19 protein-coding genes are annotated in these 21861 nt (G+C 71.2%); 9 read left to right on the forward strand and 10 right to left on the reverse strand.

Features of this window, described 5'->3' with window-relative positions:
- The first annotated feature begins 85 nt into the window (after window positions 1-85).
- Complete coding sequence (locus tag ACQUSM_RS06585; RefSeq protein WP_435116951.1) at window positions 86-1744, forward strand: flippase activity-associated protein Agl23; 1659 nt, start codon at window positions 86-88, stop codon at window positions 1742-1744.
- Window positions 1745-1768: 24 nt separating this feature from the next.
- Here the strand turns inward: ACQUSM_RS06585 and ACQUSM_RS06590 are convergent, their stop codons facing one another.
- A complete protein-coding gene (locus tag ACQUSM_RS06590) occupies window positions 1769-2725 on the reverse strand; it encodes a transcription initiation factor IIB (RefSeq protein ID WP_074877039.1) in 957 nt (318 codons plus the stop codon).
- Between the two features lie 197 nt (window positions 2726-2922).
- Here ACQUSM_RS06590 and ACQUSM_RS06595 point away from each other — a divergent pair, with 197 nt between their 5' ends.
- A complete protein-coding gene (locus tag ACQUSM_RS06595; RefSeq protein WP_435116954.1) occupies window positions 2923-3318 on the forward strand; it encodes a hypothetical protein in 396 nt (131 codons plus the stop codon).
- Entirely contained in the window at window positions 3319-3939 is a 621-nt protein-coding gene (locus ACQUSM_RS06600) for an METTL5 family protein (protein ID WP_435116956.1), read from the forward strand.
- Here the strand turns inward: ACQUSM_RS06600 and ACQUSM_RS06605 are convergent.
- The 5 genes from ACQUSM_RS06605 to ACQUSM_RS06625 all read right to left on the reverse strand — a co-directional run bounded on the left by ACQUSM_RS06605 (window position 3936) and on the right by ACQUSM_RS06625 (window position 10111).
- A complete protein-coding gene (locus ACQUSM_RS06605; RefSeq protein ID WP_435116958.1) occupies window positions 3936-4424 on the reverse strand; it encodes a hypothetical protein in 489 nt (162 codons plus the stop codon). The genes ACQUSM_RS06600 and ACQUSM_RS06605 overlap by 4 nt on opposite strands.
- A gap of 105 nt (window positions 4425-4529) precedes the next feature.
- Window positions 4530-6935 (reverse strand): DUF2309 domain-containing protein, encoded by a 2406-nt coding sequence (locus tag ACQUSM_RS06610; RefSeq protein WP_435116960.1) that lies wholly within the window; start codon window positions 6933-6935, stop codon window positions 4530-4532.
- A complete protein-coding gene (locus ACQUSM_RS06615) occupies window positions 6925-8412 on the reverse strand; it encodes a proton-conducting transporter transmembrane domain-containing protein (RefSeq protein WP_435116962.1) in 1488 nt (495 codons plus the stop codon). The genes ACQUSM_RS06610 and ACQUSM_RS06615 overlap by 11 nt, the downstream gene beginning before the upstream one ends.
- A 275-nt stretch (window positions 8413-8687) precedes the next feature.
- Window positions 8688-9173 carry an Lrp/AsnC family transcriptional regulator gene (locus ACQUSM_RS06620; protein WP_435116964.1) on the reverse strand — a complete coding sequence of 162 codons (486 nt, stop codon included), beginning with the start codon at window positions 9171-9173 and terminating at the stop codon, window positions 8688-8690.
- Window positions 9174-9277: 104 nt separating this feature from the next.
- On the reverse strand, window positions 9278-10111 hold the full coding sequence (locus ACQUSM_RS06625; protein ID WP_435116966.1) for an MBL fold metallo-hydrolase: 834 nt from the start codon (window positions 10109-10111) through the stop codon (window positions 9278-9280).
- A gap of 237 nt (window positions 10112-10348) precedes the next feature.
- On the opposite strand from ACQUSM_RS06625, the gene ACQUSM_RS06630 reads away from it, so the two are divergent.
- The 3 genes from ACQUSM_RS06630 to ACQUSM_RS06640 all read left to right on the forward strand — a co-directional run bounded on the left by ACQUSM_RS06630 (window position 10349) and on the right by ACQUSM_RS06640 (window position 14593).
- On the forward strand, window positions 10349-11299 hold the full coding sequence (locus ACQUSM_RS06630) for a mechanosensitive ion channel family protein (RefSeq protein ID WP_435116968.1): 951 nt from the start codon (window positions 10349-10351) through the stop codon (window positions 11297-11299).
- 67 nt (window positions 11300-11366) lie between these two features.
- Window positions 11367-12437: a DNA-3-methyladenine glycosylase 2 gene (locus ACQUSM_RS06635; protein WP_435116970.1), complete on the forward strand. Its 1071-nt coding sequence runs from the start codon at window positions 11367-11369 to the stop codon at window positions 12435-12437.
- 179 nt (window positions 12438-12616) lie between these two features.
- On the forward strand, window positions 12617-14593 hold the full coding sequence (locus ACQUSM_RS06640; protein ID WP_435116972.1) for a S9 family peptidase: 1977 nt from the start codon (window positions 12617-12619) through the stop codon (window positions 14591-14593).
- A 31-nt stretch (window positions 14594-14624) separates the two neighbouring features.
- Here the strand turns inward: ACQUSM_RS06640 and ACQUSM_RS06645 are convergent, their stop codons facing one another.
- From ACQUSM_RS06645 to ACQUSM_RS06660, 4 genes are all read right to left on the reverse strand, one after another.
- Window positions 14625-15683, reverse strand: a complete 1059-nt coding sequence (locus ACQUSM_RS06645) for a DUF7350 domain-containing protein (RefSeq protein ID WP_435116974.1) — start codon at window positions 15681-15683, stop codon at window positions 14625-14627.
- Window positions 15676-16980: a DUF7405 family protein gene (locus tag ACQUSM_RS06650; RefSeq protein WP_435116976.1), complete on the reverse strand. Its 1305-nt coding sequence runs from the start codon at window positions 16978-16980 to the stop codon at window positions 15676-15678. Before ACQUSM_RS06650 ends, ACQUSM_RS06645 begins: the two co-directional genes overlap by 8 nt.
- A gap of 68 nt (window positions 16981-17048) precedes the next feature.
- Window positions 17049-17558: a winged helix-turn-helix transcriptional regulator gene (locus ACQUSM_RS06655; RefSeq protein ID WP_435116978.1), complete on the reverse strand. Its 510-nt coding sequence runs from the start codon at window positions 17556-17558 to the stop codon at window positions 17049-17051.
- The gene (locus ACQUSM_RS06660; RefSeq protein WP_435116981.1) at window positions 17555-17950 is read right to left on the reverse strand and encodes a DUF7471 family protein; all 396 of its coding nucleotides are present in this window, start codon (window positions 17948-17950) and stop codon (window positions 17555-17557) included. Before ACQUSM_RS06660 ends, ACQUSM_RS06655 begins: the two co-directional genes overlap by 4 nt.
- An 89-nt stretch (window positions 17951-18039) precedes the next feature.
- On the opposite strand from ACQUSM_RS06660, the gene ACQUSM_RS06665 reads away from it, so the two are divergent.
- From ACQUSM_RS06665 to ACQUSM_RS06675, 3 genes are read left to right on the forward strand one after another with little or no spacing between them, the layout of a single operon-like run.
- Window positions 18040-18627: a (2Fe-2S)-binding protein gene (locus ACQUSM_RS06665; protein ID WP_435116983.1), complete on the forward strand. Its 588-nt coding sequence runs from the start codon at window positions 18040-18042 to the stop codon at window positions 18625-18627.
- Entirely contained in the window at window positions 18627-19526 is a 900-nt protein-coding gene (locus ACQUSM_RS06670) for an FAD binding domain-containing protein (RefSeq protein WP_435116985.1), read from the forward strand. Before ACQUSM_RS06665 ends, ACQUSM_RS06670 begins: the two co-directional genes overlap by 1 nt.
- Window positions 19523-21853: a xanthine dehydrogenase family protein molybdopterin-binding subunit gene (locus tag ACQUSM_RS06675; RefSeq protein WP_435116987.1), complete on the forward strand. Its 2331-nt coding sequence runs from the start codon at window positions 19523-19525 to the stop codon at window positions 21851-21853. The genes ACQUSM_RS06670 and ACQUSM_RS06675 overlap by 4 nt, the downstream gene beginning before the upstream one ends.
- Window positions 21854-21861 lie beyond the last annotated feature (8 nt).

Here is a 21861-nt window from a genome sequence, read left to right on the forward strand (position 1 = left end):
GGCGCGGCGGAAGTCGCTTCCGAACGTTCCCTCGCGGCAAGGCCGCTTCCGAAACTTCTTGCCACAGCGCGCGGCAGGGACGGGCATGCGCCGACTCGATCGGGTCGAGCGGGCCGTCGTCGCGCTGGCGGCGCTGGCCGTCCTCGCCCGGCTGGTCGGCCTCGGAACGCGCCCGTTCCACTGGGACGAGGCCCGGGTCGGCTACTGGACGCTCCGATCGCTCGAAACCGGCGTCTACGAGTACCGCCCCGTCGCCGGCGGGCCGTTCCTCTACGTCGTCGGCCGTCGGCTGTTCGCGCTGGGGCTCACGAGCGACGCCGCCGCCCGACTCCCGGTCGCGCTGATCGGCGGGCTGCTCCCGCTCGCCGCGCTGCTGTTCCGGCAGCGCGACCCCGACCGAACCGGGCTCTCCGGCGCCGAGACGACCGCACTCGCGGTGCTGCTCGCGCTCGCGCCGCCGCTGCTGTACTACTCCCGCGTCCGCCGGGGCGACCTCCCGCTGGCGGCGTTCTCGCTCGTCGCCGTCGGCTTCGCGTGGCGTGCGTGGGATCGGGGGAGCCGTCGCGCGCTGTACGCCGCGGCGGGAGCGGTCGGCCTCGCGCTCACCACTTCCGGGTTCGTGTTCGCGGTGCTGGGCTGCTGGCTGCTCGCCGCCGTCCTCACGCTCGACGAGGCACGCGTCCGGGGGGAGGCCCCGGCGGCACTCCGCGAGCGCGTTCGGTCGATCGCGGACGGCGTTGCCGAGCGGTCAGTCGCCCTGCTCCGGGCCGCCGCGATCACCGTCGTCGTCGCGATCGCGTTCTACCTCCCGCGGGGCCGGGTCGACCTCACCGAGCCCTCGACGCTGTTGACGGCGCTCGAAGCCGGCACCGTCGGCGCACTGCAGCGGTTCCTCTCGGTTCGCGTGCTCGGCCGGCACGCGCCGCCGACGTACACCAACGACCACGCGCTGCTCCCGTTCGTCGCCGGCACCGCCGCGGTGCTGCTGGCGGCGGCGTTACCGGTCGTCGCCCTCGCCGTCTGGGGGTTCTTCCGGGAGCGCTACGCCGGTCGGTCGCGGCCGCTCGTGAACTTCGCCGCCTACTGGGCCGGCGTCGGGCTGCTGCTGTTCCCCGTCGCGTCGGAGGTGAACGAGCCGTGGGTCGCGGTCCACGTGCTCGCGCCGGCGACGATCCCCGCGGCCGTCGGGCTGGCGGCGCTGTGGCGATACGCCAGCGAGAGCGTCAGCGCCGGCGACGCCGCCCGGGTGGTCGCGGCGCTTCTGGTGCTCTCCGCGGCGGGCGTCCACACCGGTGCAGTCGTCGCGGGGGAGGTGTACGACGATCCCGCTGCCGACGACGCTCTCCCCGGGTACGCCCAGCCCGGATTCGAGTACCGGACGGCCGTCACGGCGATCGAGGGGACCGTCGGGAGGAACGGGGGAACCGACGTGCTCTACGTCGGGAGCGACCTCGCGGTCGAGGACGAATCGACGCTCGACAGCCCGCCCGTCCCGGAGCGCGCACGGGCGGCGTTCGCCGCGCGGCTGCCGCTGTCGTGGTACCTCGAACGCGCGGGCGCCGAGACGGCGAGCGTCCCCGAGCCGAACGCGATGCCGGACTCACCGCCGCCCGTCGTCGTCACGACGCCCGATCATCGGCTCGCGGTCGAGGACCGACTGTCGGGCTACGAGTCCTACGCGGTCGAGCAGGCGCTCACGAACCGGCGGCTGATCGTGTTCGTGGCGGAACGAAACGCCGAGTGAAGAACGTCGGAGCGGGCGAGGGGTCTAGCGGAAGCCCATCGCTTCGATCTGTTCCTGATAGCGGTTCCGGATGGTGACCTCCGTCACCTGGGCCACGTCGGCGACCTCTCGCTGGGTCTTCTTCTCGTTACAGAGCAGCGAGGCGGCGTAGATCGCCGCGGCGGCGAAGCCGGTCGGGGACTTCCCCGAGAGCAGCCCCTGCTCGGCGGAGACGTCGATGATCTCGGTTGCCTTCGACTGGACCTCCTCGCTCAGGCCGAGTTCGGAGGCAAAGCGCGGGACGAACTGCTTGGGGTCGACCGGCTTGAGTTCGAGGCCGAGCTCTTGGGAGATGTAGCGGTACGTGCGGCCGATCTCCTTCTGGGGGACGCGGGAGACCTCCGCGACCTCGTCGAGGCTGCGCGGGATCCCCTCCTGCCGGCAGGCCGCATACAGCGCCGCGGTCGCGACGCCCTCGATCGAGCGCCCGCGGATCAGGTCCTCGTTGAGCGCGCGGCGGTAGATCACCGACGCGACTTCTCGCACCGAGCGGGGGACGCCCAGCGCGGAGGCCATGCGGTCGACCTCCGACAGTGCGAACTGGAGGTTGCGCTCGCCGGCGTCCTTCGTCCGGATGCGCTCCTGCCACTTCCGCAGGCGGTGCATCTGGCTGCGCTTCTCGGAGGAGAGCGACCGCCCGTAGGCGTCCTTGTCCTTCCAGTCGATCGTCGTCGTCAGCCCGCGGTCGTGCATCGTCTCGGTGATCGGCGCGCCCACCCGAGACTTGCTCTGGCGCTCGGAGTGGTTGAACGCCCGCCACTCCGGGCCGCGGTCGATCTGGCGCTCGTCGAGCACCAGCCCACAGTCGTCGCAGACGAGCTCGCCCTGGTCGTCGTCGGTGACGACCTCGTCTGACCCACACTCCGGGCAGGTGAGAACCTCGTCCGCCGACTCGTCCTCGTCCTCGGACTCCCGCTGTCGCTCCCGGCTCGGACGTTCCATTAAAAGGTTTCTGGTGACCCCGACAGATAAGGCTTTTTTCGTCCTCGATATGAGCACAGAACTAATCGATAGACGGGGGAACGCCCGGAGATTCTCGCCGCCTCTCGCCCGTCGCCCCGGAGGGGGGTAGTCGACAGGGAGTAATTACTACTGCGTATTGAGAAAGCTTTTTGGATAACCAGTAGCTATGGAGTCGTATGAGCACGAGCCCCACGCGCGTCGAATCGGCAGTCGACTCCTGTCGCCCGTCGAACGTCGAGCCCGTCGAACTCGCGGCGTCGTCGCTGTCGACGACCGCGCCCGAGTACCTGCGGGAGCTGAAGGCCGAACTCGCCACCGAAGGCTACCAGCCCGCCGAACTCACGGTCGAGGCCTGTTTCGCGGAGGACTGCTCGCTCGCGACGCAGGAGGAGGCTGACCGCCTGCGTGACGTGGTCCGGGCGGGCGCGTTCCTCGGCGTCGGCATCGTCCGCGTGGAGGTCGAGGACGTGAGCGACCCCGAGAAAGTCCGCCCGGCGCTGGAGGCGCTCGAGGAGCGCGCCCGCCGGGAAGGCGTCACCCTTTCGGTCGACGGCCTCGACGTGGCGGCCTGAATGGGCAAACGGGCGCTGGCCGAACGACTCCACGGGCTCGCGGGGTTTCGCGACCCCGACGTGACCCTCGAACAGTACCCGACGCCGCCGGACCTCGCGGCGCATCTTCTCCACCTCGCGGATCTGCAGGGCGACATCGCCGGTCGGACGGTGCTCGATCTCGGCGCCGGAACTGGAATCCTCGCGCTCGCGGCGGCTTGCCGCGATCCCGCCCGCGTGCTCGGGCTCGAACGCGACGGCGACGCGCTCGCGGTCGCCCGTGAGAACGAGCGTACGGTCGCGCCCGGGACCGCAGTCGACTGGCTCCGCGCCGACGCGACGCGCGCGCCACTGCCCGCGGACTCAGTCGCGACGGTCGTGACGAACCCGCCGTTCGGCGCCCAGTCGGGCAACGAGGGCGCCGACCGGGCGTTCCTCCGAACCGCGGCGTCGGTCGCGGGGATCTCCTACTCGATCCACAACGCCGGGAGCCAGTCGTTCGTCGAGTCGTTCGCCGCCGACCACGGTGGCGAGGTGACCCACGCGTTCGCCGCGGCATTCGAGATCCCGCGGCTGTACGAGCACCACGAGCGCGAGCGCGAGGAGATCGACGTGGAGCTGTTCCGGATCGCGTGGGACTAATCCGAGCGTTCCGGCGACCGTGGACTGGCGGCGCCCGACGGCCATCGCTCCGCGACAGCGAACCACAGCCCGGCCGCGAGCAGCCCGTAGCCCAGCACCAGTAGCGCGCCGTTGAGGAACGTCACACACGGGGGAACGGCGACGCCGAGACGGACGCCGCTGCGGAACAGGCTGACGCCGTCGCCGACGAACCCACAGCCGCCGCCGAAGGCGGTGACCGGGGCGGCCGCGATCAGCACCGCCCCCGCGGCGGTCGACTTCACCCCGCGGTCCGCGTGCCGAGCGACGACGACCGTGAGACCGCCGGCCGCCGCGGCGACCGCGACCACCGGGAGCGTCGATGCCGACGCCGGCAGCCAGCCGTCGACGGCGGCCGCGGCGAGACGAACCGAGAGCGCGAGCGCGGCGAGTTCGGCGAGGACGACCGCCGTCGCTCCCGCGAGCGCAAGCGCGGCCAGCCCGGAGAGTCGTTTGCCGCGTGACACGTCCGGCGCTACTCGGATCAGTGCCCTAACTGTTTCGCCGGCGGACTGGATCGCCGGAGCAACGGAATGCCCGGATGCCCCGACCGCGCCGGGGCTGGACGGCGGCTAGTCGTCCGCGACAGCCTGCGCGTTCGGCGGCTCCGGATCTGCTTCGGCGCGTTCGGCCGCCGGCGTCCACTCCAGGGACTCGCCGTACTGGACGGCGCGGTGATCCTGCGTCGGATCGACGACCGTCAGCGAGAGCCAGTTGTTGTCGAGGAGTTCGGTGAGCTCCTCGTGGTCAGTCAGGATCTCCGTCACCCGTTCGACCGGCGCGTGGACGACCGTCGAGAGACGGAGCGGTTGGTGGTACGGGTCGCCGTCTGCGACCATCAGCGACTGGAGCGGGAGCCCGGACATCAGGTCGCCGCCGTTGCCCTGATAGACGCCGACATTCCCGACCGGGTTCTGGGTCACTTTCGACCCGCTGCCGTAGACGGCGTTGTCGACCGTCGAGAAGTAGTACTGCGCGTTGATCCACTGCGTGACGACCATGGGGCCGGTCAAGATGGCCTCGAGGGCGTCCCCGTCGGGGTCGGTCGACCAGTCGTAGGAGTGGAGGAACGCACGCCCGTCGAGGTCGAACCCACTGGTCAACTCGCGGGGACCGATCACGAAGCCGGCGTTGCCGGCCAGCCCCCACTCGGGACGCGTCTCGGCCCAGTCGGCGGCACGGCGTTCCGTCTCGGCGACGCCGGTCGAGCCGTCGGCGCCCATCGCTTCGGCGCGCTCGCTCGCCGCGCTCTCGCGAGCCGTCGCGAGGTCCGCACGCAGCTGGGCGAGATCGTCCGCGTGGCTCTCCGGCACGTCCTCGGCGAACAGTTCCACTTCGTCGGTCGTCGTGTTGTGCTGTGCGGCGACGAACACCGTGTCCTCGGGGATATCGAACCCACGGTCGTGGAGTTCGGCCCTGACAGCCTCGTCGTTACACAGCTTCGCGAGGACGCGCGCGTTCGGGCCGCCGGGGTTGCCCGCACACGCACCGCAGTCCAGACTCGAGTCGAAGGGGTTGTTCGCCGTCTCGCTGGCGTGGCCCGTGAACACGACGAGGCGACTGAACGCCGTGAACCCCATCAGATCGAACGCGGTCGCGGCGTACTCGACCCGCTCCTCGTGGGTCAGCCCGACCGGCAGGTCGCCGGCGTCGGCGTGCTGGTGGTCGATCGACGGCTCACAGAACTCCTCGACGTCGGGCACTAACCCGGCGGCGGCGTCGAGCAGGTCGTGGACGCGACCGGGAACGAGCGTCCGGGCCGCGAGTGAGAGCCCGTAGCCGCTGCCGGCAGTCTCGACGTATCCGTAGGCGGTGGCGGCGTTGGCCTCCAGCGTCCCGATGAGTTCGTCGGCGGCCGCACGCATGCCGGACCAGCGGTCGTGACGGGCCCGGGTGTCGTCGTCGGTCGACACGTCGACGATCTGATGCTGCGGGTCGAGAATCGGCGGACAGGCGTCGACTGACACGTCAGCGTCGTACTCGCGGTACTCTATCGGGATGCCGAAGAAGCCGGCGTACCCGTGAGTCTCGTAGTCGCCCGTCGCCTCGATGTGACGACGGATGACCTCCGACCGGGTGTCGATACAGAAGACCAACTGCGCGTCCGGGCGCCCCGACGTATCGCAGTCGGCCATCGAGCGACTCTGAGCCGCGACGGTGCCGACCAGCTCGTCGCGGTAGGTCGCTTCCCACGCACGCAGGAACGCTTGAGCGATGTCGTCCGCCGGGTGCTCGTCGCCGCCGTCGTTCGAGGGTTCGATGGCGGCGTCGACGGCGTCAAGTAGTGCCAGACGCGCCGCGAGGTAGCCCTCCAGCGAGATCGGGTACGTCGACTGCCAGACGCCCTCGTCCCCGGCGCGCTGCTTGATGAACCCGGCCCAGCCCGGGAGCGCAGCCAGTTGCTCCTCGAAGATGGCCTCCCACTGCTGCTCGGGGTACGACTCCAAGACCGCCTCGATAGCCGCGGTCGGCGTTTCGGGGAGGTCGGCGACGACCCCCTCCTCGGGGATGTCGCCGTCGTACTCGGCCATCCCACGGAAGGCGGCGTAGAACCCCGCCTCGCGGTTCGGCATCGACCAGTGGGCGGTCTCCTCGTCGAGGAACGCCGACAACCACTTCGTCAACACCCTGTCGACGTGGTCCACGGCAGCGTCGGCGTCAGCGTTCACGTCGTCGGTCGCGTCGGCCAGCCGGTCGAGTACCGCTTCGGGGTCGTTCTCGTAGCCTGCCTCGGTCATCTCTCGGCCGAGGATCTCCCGGTCGATCTGGCCGCGCTCCAGCGCCGTTTCGAACGTCTGCGCACTGGGGTAGCCCCGGCCGCCCAACAGCGTCGCTGCCCGTTCGACGGCCTCCCCGAACGGCTGGTCCTCGAACCCGGCGAGGGGGTTGGCCGTCACGAACGAGTGGATGGGCCAGAGGGAGCCGACGGCGGTCGCTGCGTCGTCGATGCTGTCGCGGATGGCGGATTCAGTGCTCATTGTACTCCTCCGTGGACGTCAGGAGCGTGTCCGAGGACGGTTGGGTGGCGTTCAGCAGTGCCACGTAGAGACGCCGGCTGTTCTCGTGGACCCCGGTCTCGATGGCGACGTAGACGCCGACGAAGCTGACCGCGACGACGCCGTGGAGCAGCGTCAGTTCGGTCGTCGCCATGCTGACGGAGAGGAGGCCCGAGACGCCCTCGTAGACGACGGCGTAGATCACGATCGCGGGGAAGAACACCAGCGGGACCGCCCCGTAGCGGGCGAGCGCCGGCAGTTCGGTGTGCTGGACCGCGCTGCGTGCCGCGTGGAGCGTCGTGAACACGACGAAGAACGTCAACAGGAGGCCGCTGTCGACGTTCGTCCCCTTCCCCGTCACGACCGCGAACACCACGCCACCGGCGAGGCCGGTCAGCAACGCCACGACGAACCCGGCGACGCTCGTCACCGGGCCGATCGTGTGCCCGGTGGTCTCACTCGGGCTCGTCTGTTCGACCTGTTCGCCCGAACTGAGGAACTGGTAGGCCTTGTAGAACCCGTGCAGGATGAGGTGGGTGATCGCGGCCCCGAAGAAGCCGAGCCCGACCTGCATGATCATGAAGCCCATCTGCCCGACCGTCGAGCAGCCGAGCTGGGATTTGATATCCGTCTGGACCGACTTCAGGAGCTTCCCGCCGCCGGCGCTCGCCGCGCCGACGGCGACCACTGCGAGCATCAGCGTGGAGTCGACCGTGATCACCGGGGCGAAGCGAGTCAGCAGGATCCCGCCAGCGTTGACGAACCCGGCGTGCATCAGCGCGGACGCCGGCGTCGGTGCGGTCATCGAGGAGAGCAGCCAGTTGTGGAACGGGATGAGGGCGGACTGGATCATCGCCGCGCCGACGAGCGCGGCGGCGGCGACCAGCCACACCGGACCGCCGAGCGTGTCGGCGGCCGCACCGATCCCGGAGACCGTCGTCGAGCCGGTCGCCGACCACAGCGCCGTCAGCGCGATCCCGAGCAGGACGCTACTGGCGACGAAGTACTTGCGGGCGACGGCCGCGGCGGCCTGTGCCTGTTTCCAGCCTGCGTCGATGCCGATGAGCTCGGCCATCACCAACCCCATCGCAAGCCACAGAACCCCGAACAGTGCGACGTGGTCGGCCGCGAGGAGCGCCATTACGGCCACAGTGAACCCGAACGTTGCGAGAAAGAACCTCGTTTCGTGGCTGCTGCCGGCCATGTAGCGGCGCGAGTAGCTGTGGACGATTCCGCTGAAGAAGGTGACCACCACCCACATCAGCACAGTCAGGCCGTCGACGGCGACCCATCCGGGAATCTCCCACACGTCGCCGAAACGGATTCTGGCGACGAGAGCGACGATGCTCGCGACGAACAGCGCCCACACGACCCACGTTAGTGCGACAGGAACGAACGGCGAATCCGCCGTCGTATCCGGGAGCGCTCCGACCGTCGGTTTCGAACTGTGTCCTGACATCGTTCAGCCTATCGTACGACACGCTGCGGCACCCGAGCCCCCACTCGAGAACTCCGCTTTCGGTCGCGTTCAACCGTATACTGAACATACTGGTTGTTAAAGATGTCTATATTACCATTCTGTTCTCGAATACCCCATTAAAGAACGTTATATTCGATCGCGGTGTCGCGCTCCCAGCCGACACCCAGCATCGTCCGTTCTCGACCGTGATTCGGCCGATCTGCCGAGCGCCAGTACAGACAGTCGGTCCCCGTGGGCGTCGAACGTGTCCTCGTCTAGGACCCGTCTCCGGTCTGCGTCTCGGGATCGAACTTCCCGAACGGCGTCGTCTCGTGGCTCCGAACGAGGACCTCGTCGGCGACGGTGAGCCCCATGTCGAGCAGTTCCTGTGCGACGGTCGTGATGTCGCTGTCCGTCTCGCCGACCGCGGTGACGAGGAGGTTCTGTTCGCCAGTGACCAGCTCCTGGACCGACACGACGCCATCGATCTCCAGAATGTCCGAGACGAGGTCGCCACGTTCGGAAATCGCAGCGGTGCAGTACAGCAGCATTCGGAGCGGGTAGCCCGACGTCTGATAGTCGATGCTGGCGCTGTACCCCTTGATTACGCCGTCGGATTCGAGACGCTGAATCCGTTTGCGGACGGTGCTATCGGAGGTCCCGGTGCGCTCCGCGATATCTCCGGACGCCATGTTTCGGGCGTCCTCCTGGAGCGCGTACAGGATCGCTCTGTCGACGTCGTCGATCGGGTCGTCGGTCATACTGGTTCGTGCGCGACAAAGCCACTTTATTTGTCCGTTGCTCGGGCGTTCGACGCCCCGGAGAGAACGGCTGGCGGCCCGGTTTCGGGACCGATCGCCCGGACTCAGAGGTCGACGCGGTCGCCGATCTCGACCAGTTCGAGGCTACGCGGGTGTTCGAACGAGTCGACGTGTTCGTGGAGCGCGGTCGGGTCGGCGGTGAGCCCCTTCCACATGTCCCAGTGGCTCGGCAGCAGTCGGTCGACCCGGAGCGCGCTCGCGGCCTCGACGGCCTCCCTCTCGTCGTTGTACCACTTGGTGTACTTCGGCTCGCGCGTCTCCTTGTCCGGGATCATCCCCGCGCTCCCGAACGCGACGATCCCGAGGTCGATGTCGAACTCCCGGCCCAGCCGCCCGAAGGAGTCCGCCGGCCGAGAGTCGCCGGGGTGGAACACCGTCCCGGACTCGTGTTCGAACACGTACCCCACCGGGTGCTCGGCGTCGGGGTCGTTCACCGCGACGACGTGGACCGTGAACTCACCCACCTCCAGCACGTCGCCCTCGGCGACTTCTTGGAACTGGTCGGCGTCGAGCGCCCAGCGATCTTCCCAGGACTGTTGCTCGCGTGCGGCCGCGAGCGACGCGTCGGGGGCGACGAAGGGCGCGCCCGTGGCTTCGAGGATCGGCGCCTGCGACTCGCCGTGGACGTGGTCGCTGTGCTCGTGGGTCGCGAACACCGCGTCGGCCTCGGTCACGTCCGCAGGATCGAACGGGACGGGGATCATCCGGACCGTTCGCGGCGGGTCGCCGGTGCCCACGTAGGGGTCGACGAACAGCGTCGTCCCCTCGCTCCCCTTCAACACGAACCCGTTACAGCCGAGATACCAGACCGCGACGGAGTCCGGATCGGCCGACTCGATCGCGCGGGGAAGCCAGTCGCCCCAGTCGCTCGTGGTCATGGGACGGAGTGGGGGCGGGCGTCCCATAGCCGTTGTGCCACACCCCCCGAAGATACTCAAGGGAGGGTCGTGTCAGTTCGTCGCATGCAACCCTCCACGCGCGATACCGCCGCGTTCGCCGAGATGTGCCACGCCATGGAGCACGCCGCGGGCGCCGTCGCCGACGGCGCCGGCCGGAAGCTGTTCGACGGGTAGCCCGACGCGGGGTTTTTGCCTTTCCGGACACGCCGAGAGAGAGTGAGCAGATCATCGTTTCTCGGCGCGATCGCGGTCGCCGTCGCCGCGGGCGCCACCGGCTGGTACGTTTCGACGGCGACGCCGCTGGGGGTGGCCGTCGGCGACACGCCGCTCGATCCGCTGGTGGCCCGCGCGCTGCTCGCGCTCTCGTTCACGGCCGTCGTGTTCGGCTGCTACCGGCTCGTCCTCTCGTGGCTCACGCGCGACGCGACCAAACGCCGGCAGCACGACCTGCGGAACGTCCTGCGGCTGGGGTTCGGCGTCGTCGGCCTCGTCGGCGTACTCGGCGCGCTGACCGACCAGTGGCTCGGCGTGCTGTTCTCGCTGGGGGTCGTCGGCTTCGCGATCACGTTCGCGCTCCAGCAGCCCCTCCTCTCGCTGCTCGGCTGGGTGTACATCACCGCCAAGCGGCCCTACGGCGTCGGCGACCGCGTCCGGATCGGCGACGTGAAAGGCGACGTGGTCGCGGTGGACTTCCTCGTCACCACGCTCTGGGAGGTCGGCGGGGAGTTGGTCTCGACCAATCAGCCCTCCGGCCGGCGTGTCACGGTCCCCAACAGCGTGGTGCTCTCCGCGGACCTCACGACGTTCGGCGGCGCCGGCGGCGAGTTCGTCTGGAACGAGCTCTCGGTACAGGTGGCCTACGAGACGGAGCTCCCCTACGCCCGCGAGCTGATGGTCGAGGAGGCCGAGGCGCTGCTCGGCGACGAGATGCGCCGGCGGGTCGAACGCTACCGCGACGAGCTCAGCGAGACCGCAGTCGAGCTCACCGTCGACGAGGCGCCGACGGTGAACGTCGTCCAGCGGGAGTCGTGGGTCGAACTCCGGCTGCGCTACCTCGTCGACCCGCGACGGGCGACCCGGACGCGGAACCGACTGTACGAACGGATCCTCGAGCGCTTCAACGAGGCGCCGGATCGAATCCGTTTCCCGGTCAGCCGGAACCGCTGAGCCCCGCGTCGCGTGCAGCGACGCCGGGATCGAAACCCCGAAACCCGCCGCCGGCCTCCGCCCGATAATGGAGTCGGGCCGCATCGACGTTTCGACGCTCGACGGACCGTTCGACCTGCAGTCGACGCTGGAGAGCGGGCAGAGCTACCTCTGGGAGCGCGCCGACGGCGACGGCTACACCGAGTCCGCCGCCCACGGCGGCGACGCGTGGTACGAGACCGTCCTCCCGCCGACGCCGGGACTCGTCGACCAGCCCACGGTCGTCCGCGCCCGGCAGCGCGGCGGCGTCGACGAGCGACGCTCGTCTGCCGATCGGACGCAGTCCGATCACGTCGACGACGGGACGATCGAGTGGGAGGCCGGCGGCGTTCCGGCCGATGCGGGTGACGACGGCACGCCCGCCGCGCCAACGGCGTCGGCCGACGGCGAAGCGATCCTCACGCACCTACTCAGACTCGACGACGACCTCGCGGCGATCTACGACGCGACCGACGACGGCGCGCTGCTCTCGCGGGCGTACGACCGCTACCGCGGGCTGCGGCTCGTCCGAGACCCCGCCTTTCCCTGTCTGATCTCCTTTATCTGCTCGGCGCAGATGCGGGTGAGCCGGATCTTCGGGATGCAGCGGTCGCTCCGGCAGGCGTACGGCACGCCGGTCGACCTCGGCGACAGGACGCTCCACGCCTACCCGACGCCCGAGGCGCTCGCGGAGCGCACCGAGGACGAACTGCGGGAGCTGAGCCTGGGCTACCGTGCGCCGTACGTCCAGCGCACCGCCGAGATGGTGGCGTCCGGCGAGGCCCACCCCGACGACGCGCGTGGGCTGCCGTACGAGGACGCGCGCGACGAACTCACGCAGTTCGTCGGCGTCGGCGACAAGGTAGCCGACTGCGTGCTGCTGTTCTCGCTGGGCTACCTGCAGGCGATCCCGCTGGACACGTGGATCAAGACCGCCATCGGCGACTACTTCCCCGACTGCGAGGGCGGCAACTACACTGAGACCTCGCGGGCGATCCGGGAGCGCCTCGGCGCCGGCCTGCCCGAACGCGACGAGCCGTTCGGCGAGAGCGGCCCCGACGCGTACGCGGGCTACGCCCAGACGTACGTGTTCCACCACCTGCGGACCGACGGTGACTGATCTCGCCGTTTACGAGAGCGGAGCTCTCGTTCGCCAACCAGAACGCGAAGCGTTCTGGTGACGGCACGCTGTCAGCCGGCGTGGGCGACTGAGCCGCACCAGTTCGGCGACGCCGCGCCGAATCGGCGACACCCTCGCCCACCCGAACTGTCAAGCCGGCGTCCGCCGAAGCGACGCGTATGTCTACAACTCCGTACGGCGAGTGGGACTCCCCCGTCGCCGCGGCCGACGTGGCCGCCGACACGCTGCGGTTCGGCCCCGTCGCGGTCGACGACGGCAGCGTCTACTGGCTCGAACGGCGCCCCGACGAGGAGGGCCGCGGCGTGGTCGTCCGCGCCGACGGCGACGGTAGCGATCCCGTCGAGGTGACGCCCGAGGACGCCGACGTGCGGACGCTGGTCCACGAGTACGGCGGCGGCGACTTCGCGGTACAGGACGGCACCGTGTTCTACGCCGCGTTCGACGATCAGCGACTCTACCGGCTCGACGAGGGCGGCGAGCCCGAACCGATCACGCCGGAGCCGGAAGCCGAACGCGCTCACCGCTACGCCGACGTGGCGGTGTCCCCCGACAGCGACCGTCTCTACGCGGTCCGGGAGCGCCACGAGGGCGACGACGCCGAGGACGTGATCAACGAGCTCGTCACGCTGCCCGCCGACGGCAGCGAGGCGCCCGCGGTCGTCGCGTCGGGCCACGACTTCTACTCGTTCCCGCGGCTCGACCCCGACGGCGAGCGGCTCGCGTGGACGACGTGGGACCACCCGCGGATGCCGTGGGACGGCACCGAGCTCCACGTCGCCGACGTGGGCGACGACGGCTCGCTCGCCGAGGAGCGCGTCGTTCTGGGCGGCCCCGAGGAGTCGGTGTTCCAGCCCGGCTGGAGCCCCGACGGCCGGCTCCACGCCGTCTCGGACCGGACGGGCTGGTGGAACCTCTACGCGATCGACGCCGCGGGCGACGACGAGCCGCGGAACCGGACGCCCGAGGACGCGGAGTTCGGCGTGCCGCAGTGGTCCTTCGGCTCGGCGACGTACGCGTTCCTCGACGACGGCCGCGTCGCGGTGCTCCGCAACAGCGACGGCGAGTGGTCGCTCTGCCTGCTCGACGAGGACGACGAACTCCGGACGGCCGGCCTCCCCTTCTCAGCCTACCCTCACGCCCGGATCGCGACCGACGGCGAGGCGCTGGCGTTCGTCGCCGGCGGCCCCGAGACGCCCGCGACGGTCGCGCGCTGGACGCCCGGCGACGACGATCCCACCCGACTCCGGCAGTCGTTCACGCTCGATCTGAAGGCGGGAATGGTCTCGGCGCCGGAGCACGTCGACGTGCCCACCCGCGACGGCGAGACGACCCACGCCTACTACTACCCGCCGACGAACGCCGACGAGCGTGCACCCGAGGGCGAGGAGCCGCCGCTGGTGACGATGGTCCACGGCGGCCCGACGAGTCAGACGTTGCCCGTCGCGAACCTCGCGATCCAGTTCTTCACCACCCGCGGCTTCGCGGTCGCGGACGTGAACTACCGCGGCTCCACGGGCTACGGCCGCGACTACCGCGACGCGCTGCAGGGCGAGTGGGGCGTGCTCGACACCGCCGACGTTGTCGACACCGCCGAGTACCTCGCCGAGACTGGGCGCGCGGACCCGGACCGGCTCGCGATCACGGGCGGCAGCGCGGGCGGCTACGCGGTGCTCTGTGCGCTGGCGTTCCACGACACGTTCGACGCCGGCGCGAGCCACTACGGCGTCGCCGACCTCGAAGCGCTCGCGACGGGCACCCACAAGTTCGAGTCGCGCTATCTCGACGGGCTGGTCGGCTCGCTGCCCGAGGCCCGGGAGACCTACGAGGAACGCTCGCCGGCGTTCCACGCCGAATCCATCGACGCGCCGCTGCTACTCCTGCAGGGCGGCGAAGACCGCGTCGTTCCCCAAGAACAGGCCGAGGACATGGTGGACGCGCTGGTCGCGACGGAGACGCCGTACGCCTACGCGCTGTTCCCCGAGGAGCGCCACGGGTTCCGGACCGCCGAGGCGAGCCGGCGGGCGCTCGAACTCGAACTTGCCTTTTACGGCGAGACGTTCGGCTTCGAGCCCGCCGACGAGATTCCCGAGATCAAGCTCCACGAGGGGCAGCGCTCTGTGCGGCGGGTAGAGTAGCGCGAGGTCGAGAAGCGAACTCCGCGGTCGCTCAGAGGGTGAGCGTCGCGTCGGGCATGTTCAGGAACGCCGTTTCGTACCCCTCGTGCCGGGAGACCTGCGGCGGCGTGCCGACCGAGATCGTGAGTTCGTCGCCGGACTCGACGCCGTCGACGACCGCGCCGTAGTGGACGCCGAGGTCGGGATCCAGCCACTCGTAGAGGTAGTCGTCGAACACCGTCTCGCCGTCGCGGGTCAACGTCGCCGACAGCGACATCAGCGGCAGCGGGAAGCGGTTGTACGGCGTGCGCGGCGAGACGGCGAGATACTGCTGGTCTTCCCCGCCGTCGAACGCCGTCGCGTCGTCGAGGCTGGTCACCGCCAGCACCGCGTCACCGCTCTCGGTCGTTCCGTGAGCCGTCCCGGGCAGCGCGTCGACCGCGGGCGCCCGCCTGACGGGGACCATCTCCATCTCCATCGGCTCGACGGCGCCGAGGGTCCCCTGCCGGGCCTCGGGAATGTCGGTGAACGGCACCTCCTGCAGTTCGGAGCGCTGGTAGTCGATCGTGAACTCGAACGCCGCCGAGCCGGCCTCCGCCAGCGATCCCGTCCGGCGACTGCTCCCCTCGCCGACCGTGACGGTCAGGTCGTACTCGCCCTGCTCGGGAAGTTCGACGTTGTCGCCGAAGTGAAACCCCATGTTCTGGGAGAGCATCGCCCACGGGTTGTTCCTGTCCACCGACTCGCCGTTCCGGGAGATCTCGACGGTCGGGCTCACGTCCGAGGGGACAACGCCCGTCTCGCTGTGCCAGACGAACGGCATGAGGTGGAGCGCGTCGTTCGAGCCGACTTCGACCTGCGTGGTGTCGCTGCCGGTGATCGTCCAGAAGCGGTGGGGGAAGCTGTACGTCAGCGCACAGCTGTACCCGCCGTCGCTCGCCATCCCGCCCATCAGCATCCCCTCGGTGTGGGTGGGGTAGTAGACGCCGTCCGGGCGGTTCTCTACCAGCGGCGGCTCGCGGTTGCCCGACTGGAGTTCGAACCCCAGACAGCCCGCAGTACCGACGGCGCCGGCGGCGCCGAGGCCGGCGAGGAACGACCGCCTACGCATGCGCCACCTCCCCGTCCTCGGCGACCTCGGGGTTCGCGGGCGGGAGCGCCCGCAGCGAGCGCGGGGGGACGAGGAAGTTGCCTCGGCGCACCGTGTTGATGTACTGCAGGATCCCGTTGTTGGTGCGCTGGCCGACCGCGGAGTTGCGGTCGATCTCCTCGCCGTTCATTGCCTCGCGAGTGGTGACGAAGTCGGCGATCTCGCGCTGCAGCGAGAGGAAGTGGACGCCGGCGCGACCCTGATCCGTCGAGTCGAAATCGCGGCGCAGGATGATCGGTGCGTCGTCCTCGCGCACGTCGACCATCTTCTGCCCGTGGCCGACGACGCCGTCGCGCCGGGCGCTGTCCATCGGGTCGGCGCAGTCGTCCATCCGCGGGTCGGTGCCGAGGTTCTCGCCGGCGTCCTCGACCACGTCGTTCTCGGCGTGATGCGGGCAGAACATCTTCGCGACGCGCTGCTCGCGGCTGTCCTGCTCGTACCACTGGGTCAGGTTCAGCGTCAGCGTCGAGATCTGCTGGGTCGTGCCGCCGGCGAAGGGGCCCGACTGTATCGTCACGCGGTCCTCGGTGGGCTGGTTCCCCTCGTAGGCGGACTCGAACCCCATGTACAGCGGGGCGTCCTCCGGGACGGGCCCGTCGTCGGGGACGCCGTCGACGTCCTGATTCTCGGCGGGCAGCCCGTCGCCGATGAAGCCGGTCCGGCGCTCGCGGACGGTGAACGCGTCCGTCAGCGCGGCGTCGGGCTGGGAAACGCCGTTGAGCTCGTCGAGTTCGCCTTTCAGCGCCTCCTCGGCGCCCATCACCACCTCGCCGTGATCGCTCGCGAGGTGGACGATCGCGTCGGGGTCGTCGGGGTCCGGGTCCTCGAACGAGGAGAGCGCCCGCGGCTCGGGCAGGTCGACGCTCTCGGGCAGGTCGGCGTCGAAGCGGTCGAAGTAGTACGGCGAGTAGCTCACCGTCAGGAGCAGCCCCGCGGCCGAGCGCTCGTAGGCGCGCTCGACGCCGGAAAGCGCCGCCTCGACGGTCTCGCGCTCGGCGTCGGTCGGCGTCCCCTCGCCGTAGTCCAGCGGGAGCAGCACGCGGTGTCGCGGGTGGTGGTTGTTCCCCGCCTCGGTGGTCGGGAGGAACTCGTTCCAGGCGTGCTGGCGCTCCGGGAACGCGGAGCCGGGCGCCTCGGGCCCCCGCGGCACGTCGATCTCCGGCCCCCGGTTCAGACAGGCCGACAGCGCCGCCGCGCCGCCGATCGCGACCGCGGACTTGACGAACTCGCGGCGGTCGATCCCGTGGGAGTCGCTCATACTCGCGGTAGGGGATCGACGGGAAAGTGGGTTCTGGTGCGACTCTCGAAACGCCGTCGAGACCGTCGCTACCCGTCGAGTAGCTCGTCGACCAGCCGCGTGAAGCGGTCGACCAGCCGGTCGCCCGCGTCGGGGTCGACCGTCGCGAGCAGCGACCGCGTCGCGTCGGGGTCGGCGAGCGAGAGGTGGACCCGGCCCCGCTCGTCGCGGCGCTGGTCGATCAGCCCCGCGCCGCGGAGGCGGTCGACGTGGTAGGAGAGCGTGCTCCGGGCGACGCCGAGGCGGTCGGCGAGGTCGGCCGCGGGCGCCTCCCCCGCGAGCAGCGCCGCGAGCACGGCCCGGGCGGTCTCCCGCCGGGCGAGCGCGATCCGCTCGCGCTCGCGCTCGTCGTACCCCGGCGGGAAGTAGTGGACGCGGCCGTACCGCTCGTCGGCGACGACGCTGCCAGCCCGGCGGAGCCGCCGCAGGTGGTACTGGAGCTGCCCGGTCGCGAGGTCGAACTCCCGGCCGAGCGCGTTGGCGTGCCGGCCCGGGTGGTCGCGGACGTGTTCGAGCAGCCGCTCCCGGAGCTCGCTCATGGCTCGTCCCCTCCGTCCTCGTCCCGATCGCCCCCGTCGGCCCGGGCCGCGCTCGCGTACGCCGGCTTGCCCACGAGGTAGACGGCGGCGATCACCAGCGCCGCCATCGACACGTCGAGGGCGTGTTCGAGCGTGTGGTGCAGCCCCGGCCCGACCGCGCCGAGGTAGGCGCCCACGCCGACCGCGCTGCGGGCGAGCAGCGTCGACAGCGCCAGCGCGACCAGCAGGTAGCGCCGCGAGCGCCGCCGGACGAACGCCGCGATCGCGACGCCGGCGACGACGGCGGTCAGCGCGGCCGCCAGCGAGAGCAGGACGAACATCGCGGGGTCCTGCCCGTGGACGCCGGCGGCCAGCGGGGGGAGCATCACCCCCGCTTGCGTCTCGACGGGCATACGCCTCTCGGTGGCGGTGTGGCAGCGACGCACCGGCAACCGTGCCGGCCCGCACCAACCAATATGGTCCTCCGATCCAACCCACGGGTATGTCCGAACACGAGGTGACGGCGACCGTCGACGGGACGACCGAGACGGCGACCGTCGAGGCCCGGCGGCTGCTGGTCCACGCGCTCCGGGAGGACTGGGGGTACACCCAGCCGAACGTCGGCTGCGACTCCGGGAAGTGTGGCGCCTGCACCGTCGAACTCGACGGCGAGATCGTCAAGTCCTGCTGCGTGCTCGCGGTGCAGGCCGACGGCAGCGAGATCACCACCGTCGGCGGGGTCGAGGGGGCGCCCGATGGGCTCGCGGAAGCCGACGAGAGCGTCCCCGAGCCCGGCGCCGACGCCGAGTTCGGCCCGGTCCAGCGCAGCTTCCACGAGGAGCACGGACTCCAGTGTGGCTACTGCACGCCGGGGATGGTGCTCCGGAGCCGCGACCTGCTCGCCGACAACCCCGACCCCGACCGCGAGGAGATCCGCGCGGGGCTGAAGGGGAACGTCTGTCGCTGCACGGGGTACGAGAACGTGATCGACGCCGTCGAGGCCGCGGCCGAGAAGCTCGAACCGATCGAGACCGACGGCGGAGCGGGCGAGTCGCCGGGGGACGGGCCGGCCGCTGGGGGTGGGGACTGATGTTCCCGCCGCGGTTCGACTACGAGCGCCCCGACTCCCTCGACGCCGCGCTCGACGCGCTCGCCGAGGAGGGAGCGATCCCCCTCGCGGGCGGGCACGACCTGATCCCCTTGCTCAAAGCCCGCGAGCGCGACCCGGGGACGGTCGTCGACCTCGGCGGCCTCGCGGAACTCCGCGGCGTGGAACGCGTCGTCACCGACGAGGGGGCGACCGAACGGCTCTCCGTCGGGGCGCTGACGACCGACGCCGACCTGCTCGACGCCGACCCGGCGGGGGTCGACGGCCTGTTGGACGCGACCCGCGCCGTGGGCGACGCACAGATCCGCAACCGCGGCACCGTCGGCGGCAACCTCGCGGCCGCCCACCCGGCGAGCGACATCCCCGCGGCGACGCTCGCGGGCGACGCGCGGCTCCACCTCGTCGGCCCGGACGGCGACCGGACGGTCCCGGCCGGCGAGTTCGCGACCGGCGACCACGAGACCGTCCGCGAGGGAGACGAACTGCTGACGCGGATCTCGCTGCCGCTCTCGCCGACCGCCGGGAGCGCGTACAGCCGGAAAACGCACCCGTCGACGGGGTACGCGTCGGTCGGCGTCGCCGCGCGCGTCGAGGTGGTCGACGGCGTCGTGACCGACCCGCGGGTGGCGGCGGTCGGCCTCTGTGAGGCCCCGGTCCGGCTCGCGGCAGTCGAGCGCGAGCTCGACGGTGCCGACGCGGGCGCGCCGGTGGCCGCGATCGCGGACGCGGCCGAACGGGCGGGCGAGCGTGTCGAGCGGTCGGTTCGCGAGGACCACGTCGTCCCCGCCGACCAGCGCCGCAGGCTGCTACCGGGGTGTGCCGAGGCGGCCGTCTCGAGCGCGGTCGCTCGCGCGGTCGGGCGCGAGGGGGTGGCCGTATGAGCGGCGAGGAGAGCGTCATCGAGGCCGAGGGGTCGGTGCCGGCGACCGCCGACCCCGGCGCGGCCGAGGGCGGCGAGGGGGTGGGCGACAGCCCGCTGCGCCGCGAGGACGCCCGCGCGCTCCGCGGGGAGACGACGTACACCGACGACTTCGGGCGGGAGGCCGCGGCGCTCTCGTTCGTCCGGAGCCCGCACGCACACGCCCGGGTCGAGGGGGTCGACGTCGGGGCGGCCGAAGCCGTCGACGGCGTGATCGCCGTCTACACGTGGGGTGATCTGGCCGACAGCGACGCGCCGATGCGGCTGCCGGTCCGGACCGACCCGCTGGACTGCGAGGTGCCGGGCCACCCCGTGCTCGCGGCCGACCGCGTTCGGTACGACGGCCAGCCCGTCGCCGCAGTGGTCGCGCGGGACCGCTACGCCGCCGCCGACGGCGTCGAGGCGGTCGACGTGGCGTACGCCCCCCTCGGCGTGGAGACCGACCCCCGCGCCGCCGCCGACGAGGACGGGCCGACGCTGTTCGGGGCGGCGCCGGACAACGTCGCCGCTGTCGGCGAGCTGGGCGACCGGGAAGCGACCGATCGCGCGTTCGCCGAGGCCGAGGAGATCGTCAGCGTCGACCTCGAGAACAACCGCCTGATCCCCAGCGCGCTCGAACCGCGTGCGGCGCTCGCGGAGTACGACCGGACGGAGGGGTTCACGGTGACGATGACCAGCCAGTCGCCCCACGGCCACCGGCGGAAGCTCTCACACACGCTCGGCGAGCCGGAACGGCAGATCCGGGTGATCTCGCCCGACGTGGGCGGCGGGTTCGGCCACAAGGGCCACCACCACCCCGGCGAGGCGATGGCCGCCTGGGCCGCCCGCGAGCTCGACGAGGCGGTGAAGTGGACCGCCACGCGCTCGGCGAACTACCGCGAGGGCGCCCACGGTCGCGACCACCGGACGACCGCCGAACTCGCGCTCGACGCCGACGGGCGCTTTCTCGGCCTCCGGGCGGAGACGTACGCCGGCATCGGCGGCTACGCGCTCGGCGGCGGCGGCGCGATGCCGGGGTGGTACGGCCGGCTGCTCGCCAGCCAGTACGACATCCCCGCGATCTACTGCCGGTCGCGCTGTGTGTTCACGACGACCGCGCCCGTCCACTCCTACCGCGGCGCGGGCCGGCCGGAGGCGGTGTACGTCACCGAGCGCCTCGTCGACGTGGCCGCCGACGAGCTCGGCGTCGATCCGGTCGAACTCCGGCGGCGGAACCTGATCGACCCCGACGCGTTCCCCCACGAGACCGCGGTCGGCGCGACGTACGACAGCGGGAACTACGAGCCCACACTCGACGAGGCCGCCGACGCCGTCGCGGACTACCCCAGTGGCGGCAAACGCGACGACGACGGGCGCCTGCGCGGCGTCGGGGTCGCGGGCTACGTCGAGAGCACCGGCGGCGGTTTCGAGAGCGGCGTCGTCCGCGTCCACCCCGACGGCGGCGTCACGGTCTCGGCGGGCACCCACGACCACGGACAGGGTCACGGGACGATCTACGCACAGATCGTCGCCGAGGCGCTCCCGGTCGGCCCCGGGGAGATCGAGGTCGTCGAAGGCGACACGGACAAGGTGCCCACCGGGACGGGGACGTTCGGCTCCCGGAGCACGGTCGTCGGCGGCAACGCGGTCGCCGAGAGCGCCGCGGACGTGCTGCAGAAGGCCGAACGGATCGCCGCCCACGAGCTCGACGCCGACCCCGCCGAAGTCGAGCAGACCGACTCGGGGTTCCGGGCCGACGGCGAGGGCTGCTCGTTCGCCGACGTGGCCGACGCCGCCTACGGACGGGGGCTCCCTGCCGGGCTCTCGCCGGGACTCGAAGCCACGACGTTCTACGAACTCGAAGACACCGCCTACACGTTCGGCAGCCACGCGGTCGCGGTGGCGGTCGACCCCGAGACGGGGGAGTTCGAGATCGAGCGCTACGTCGCCGTCGACGACTGTGGCGTCCGGGTCAACCCCCGGATCGTCGAGGGGCAGGTCCACGGCGGCGTCGCGCAGGGGCTCGGGCAGGCCCAGTCCGAGCGGGCGACGTACGACGAGGACGGCACGCTGGCGGCGTCGACGATGCTCGACTACGCGCTCCCGCGGGCCGGTGACCTGCCGGACATCGAGGCACGGGCGAAGGAGACGCCCAGTCCGAAGAACGAGCTCGGGGTGAAGGGGATCGGCGAGGCCGGCACGATCGCGGCGCCGCCGGCGCTGGTGAACGCGGTCGCCGACGCGGTCGGCGTCGATCACTTGGATATGCCGCTCACGCCGGAACGGGTCCGGACGGCAGCAGAGCGCTGATCGCGCCG

The organism is Halolamina sp. C58, from assembly GCF_051195095.1.
Lineage (GTDB): Archaea > Halobacteriota > Halobacteria > Halobacteriales > Haloferacaceae > Halolamina.

Excerpts from the sequence above, each read along its gene's own strand:
- ACQUSM_RS06585 (WP_435116951.1), top strand. The coding sequence starts at position 86 with ATGCGCCGACTCGATCGGGTCGAGCGGGCCGTCGTCGCGCTGGCGGCG.
- ACQUSM_RS06670 (WP_435116985.1), top strand. The coding sequence starts at position 18,627 with ATGTTCCCGCCGCGGTTCGACTACGAGCGCCCCGACTCCCTCGACGCC.
- ACQUSM_RS06675 (WP_435116987.1), top strand. The coding sequence starts at position 19,523 with ATGAGCGGCGAGGAGAGCGTCATCGAGGCCGAGGGGTCGGTGCCGGCG.
- ACQUSM_RS06600 (WP_435116956.1), top strand. The coding sequence starts at position 3,319 with ATGGGCAAACGGGCGCTGGCCGAACGACTCCACGGGCTCGCGGGGTTT.
- ACQUSM_RS06640 (WP_435116972.1), top strand. The coding sequence starts at position 12,617 with ATGTCTACAACTCCGTACGGCGAGTGGGACTCCCCCGTCGCCGCGGCC.
- ACQUSM_RS06615 (WP_435116962.1), bottom strand. The coding sequence starts at position 8,412 with ATGTCAGGACACAGTTCGAAACCGACGGTCGGAGCGCTCCCGGATACG.
- ACQUSM_RS06610 (WP_435116960.1), bottom strand. The coding sequence starts at position 6,935 with ATGAGCACTGAATCCGCCATCCGCGACAGCATCGACGACGCAGCGACC.
- ACQUSM_RS06650 (WP_435116976.1), bottom strand. The coding sequence starts at position 16,980 with ATGAGCGACTCCCACGGGATCGACCGCCGCGAGTTCGTCAAGTCCGCG.
- ACQUSM_RS06620 (WP_435116964.1), bottom strand. The coding sequence starts at position 9,173 with ATGACCGACGACCCGATCGACGACGTCGACAGAGCGATCCTGTACGCG.
- ACQUSM_RS06655 (WP_435116978.1), bottom strand. The coding sequence starts at position 17,558 with ATGAGCGAGCTCCGGGAGCGGCTGCTCGAACACGTCCGCGACCACCCG.
- ACQUSM_RS06660 (WP_435116981.1), bottom strand. The coding sequence starts at position 17,950 with ATGCCCGTCGAGACGCAAGCGGGGGTGATGCTCCCCCCGCTGGCCGCC.
- ACQUSM_RS06595 (WP_435116954.1), top strand. The coding sequence starts at position 2,923 with ATGAGCACGAGCCCCACGCGCGTCGAATCGGCAGTCGACTCCTGTCGC.
- ACQUSM_RS06645 (WP_435116974.1), bottom strand. The coding sequence starts at position 15,683 with ATGCGTAGGCGGTCGTTCCTCGCCGGCCTCGGCGCCGCCGGCGCCGTC.
- ACQUSM_RS06665 (WP_435116983.1), top strand. The coding sequence starts at position 18,040 with ATGTCCGAACACGAGGTGACGGCGACCGTCGACGGGACGACCGAGACG.
- ACQUSM_RS06590 (WP_074877039.1), bottom strand. The coding sequence starts at position 2,725 with ATGGAACGTCCGAGCCGGGAGCGACAGCGGGAGTCCGAGGACGAGGAC.
- ACQUSM_RS06625 (WP_435116966.1), bottom strand. The coding sequence starts at position 10,111 with ATGACCACGAGCGACTGGGGCGACTGGCTTCCCCGCGCGATCGAGTCG.
- ACQUSM_RS06635 (WP_435116970.1), top strand. The coding sequence starts at position 11,367 with ATGGAGTCGGGCCGCATCGACGTTTCGACGCTCGACGGACCGTTCGAC.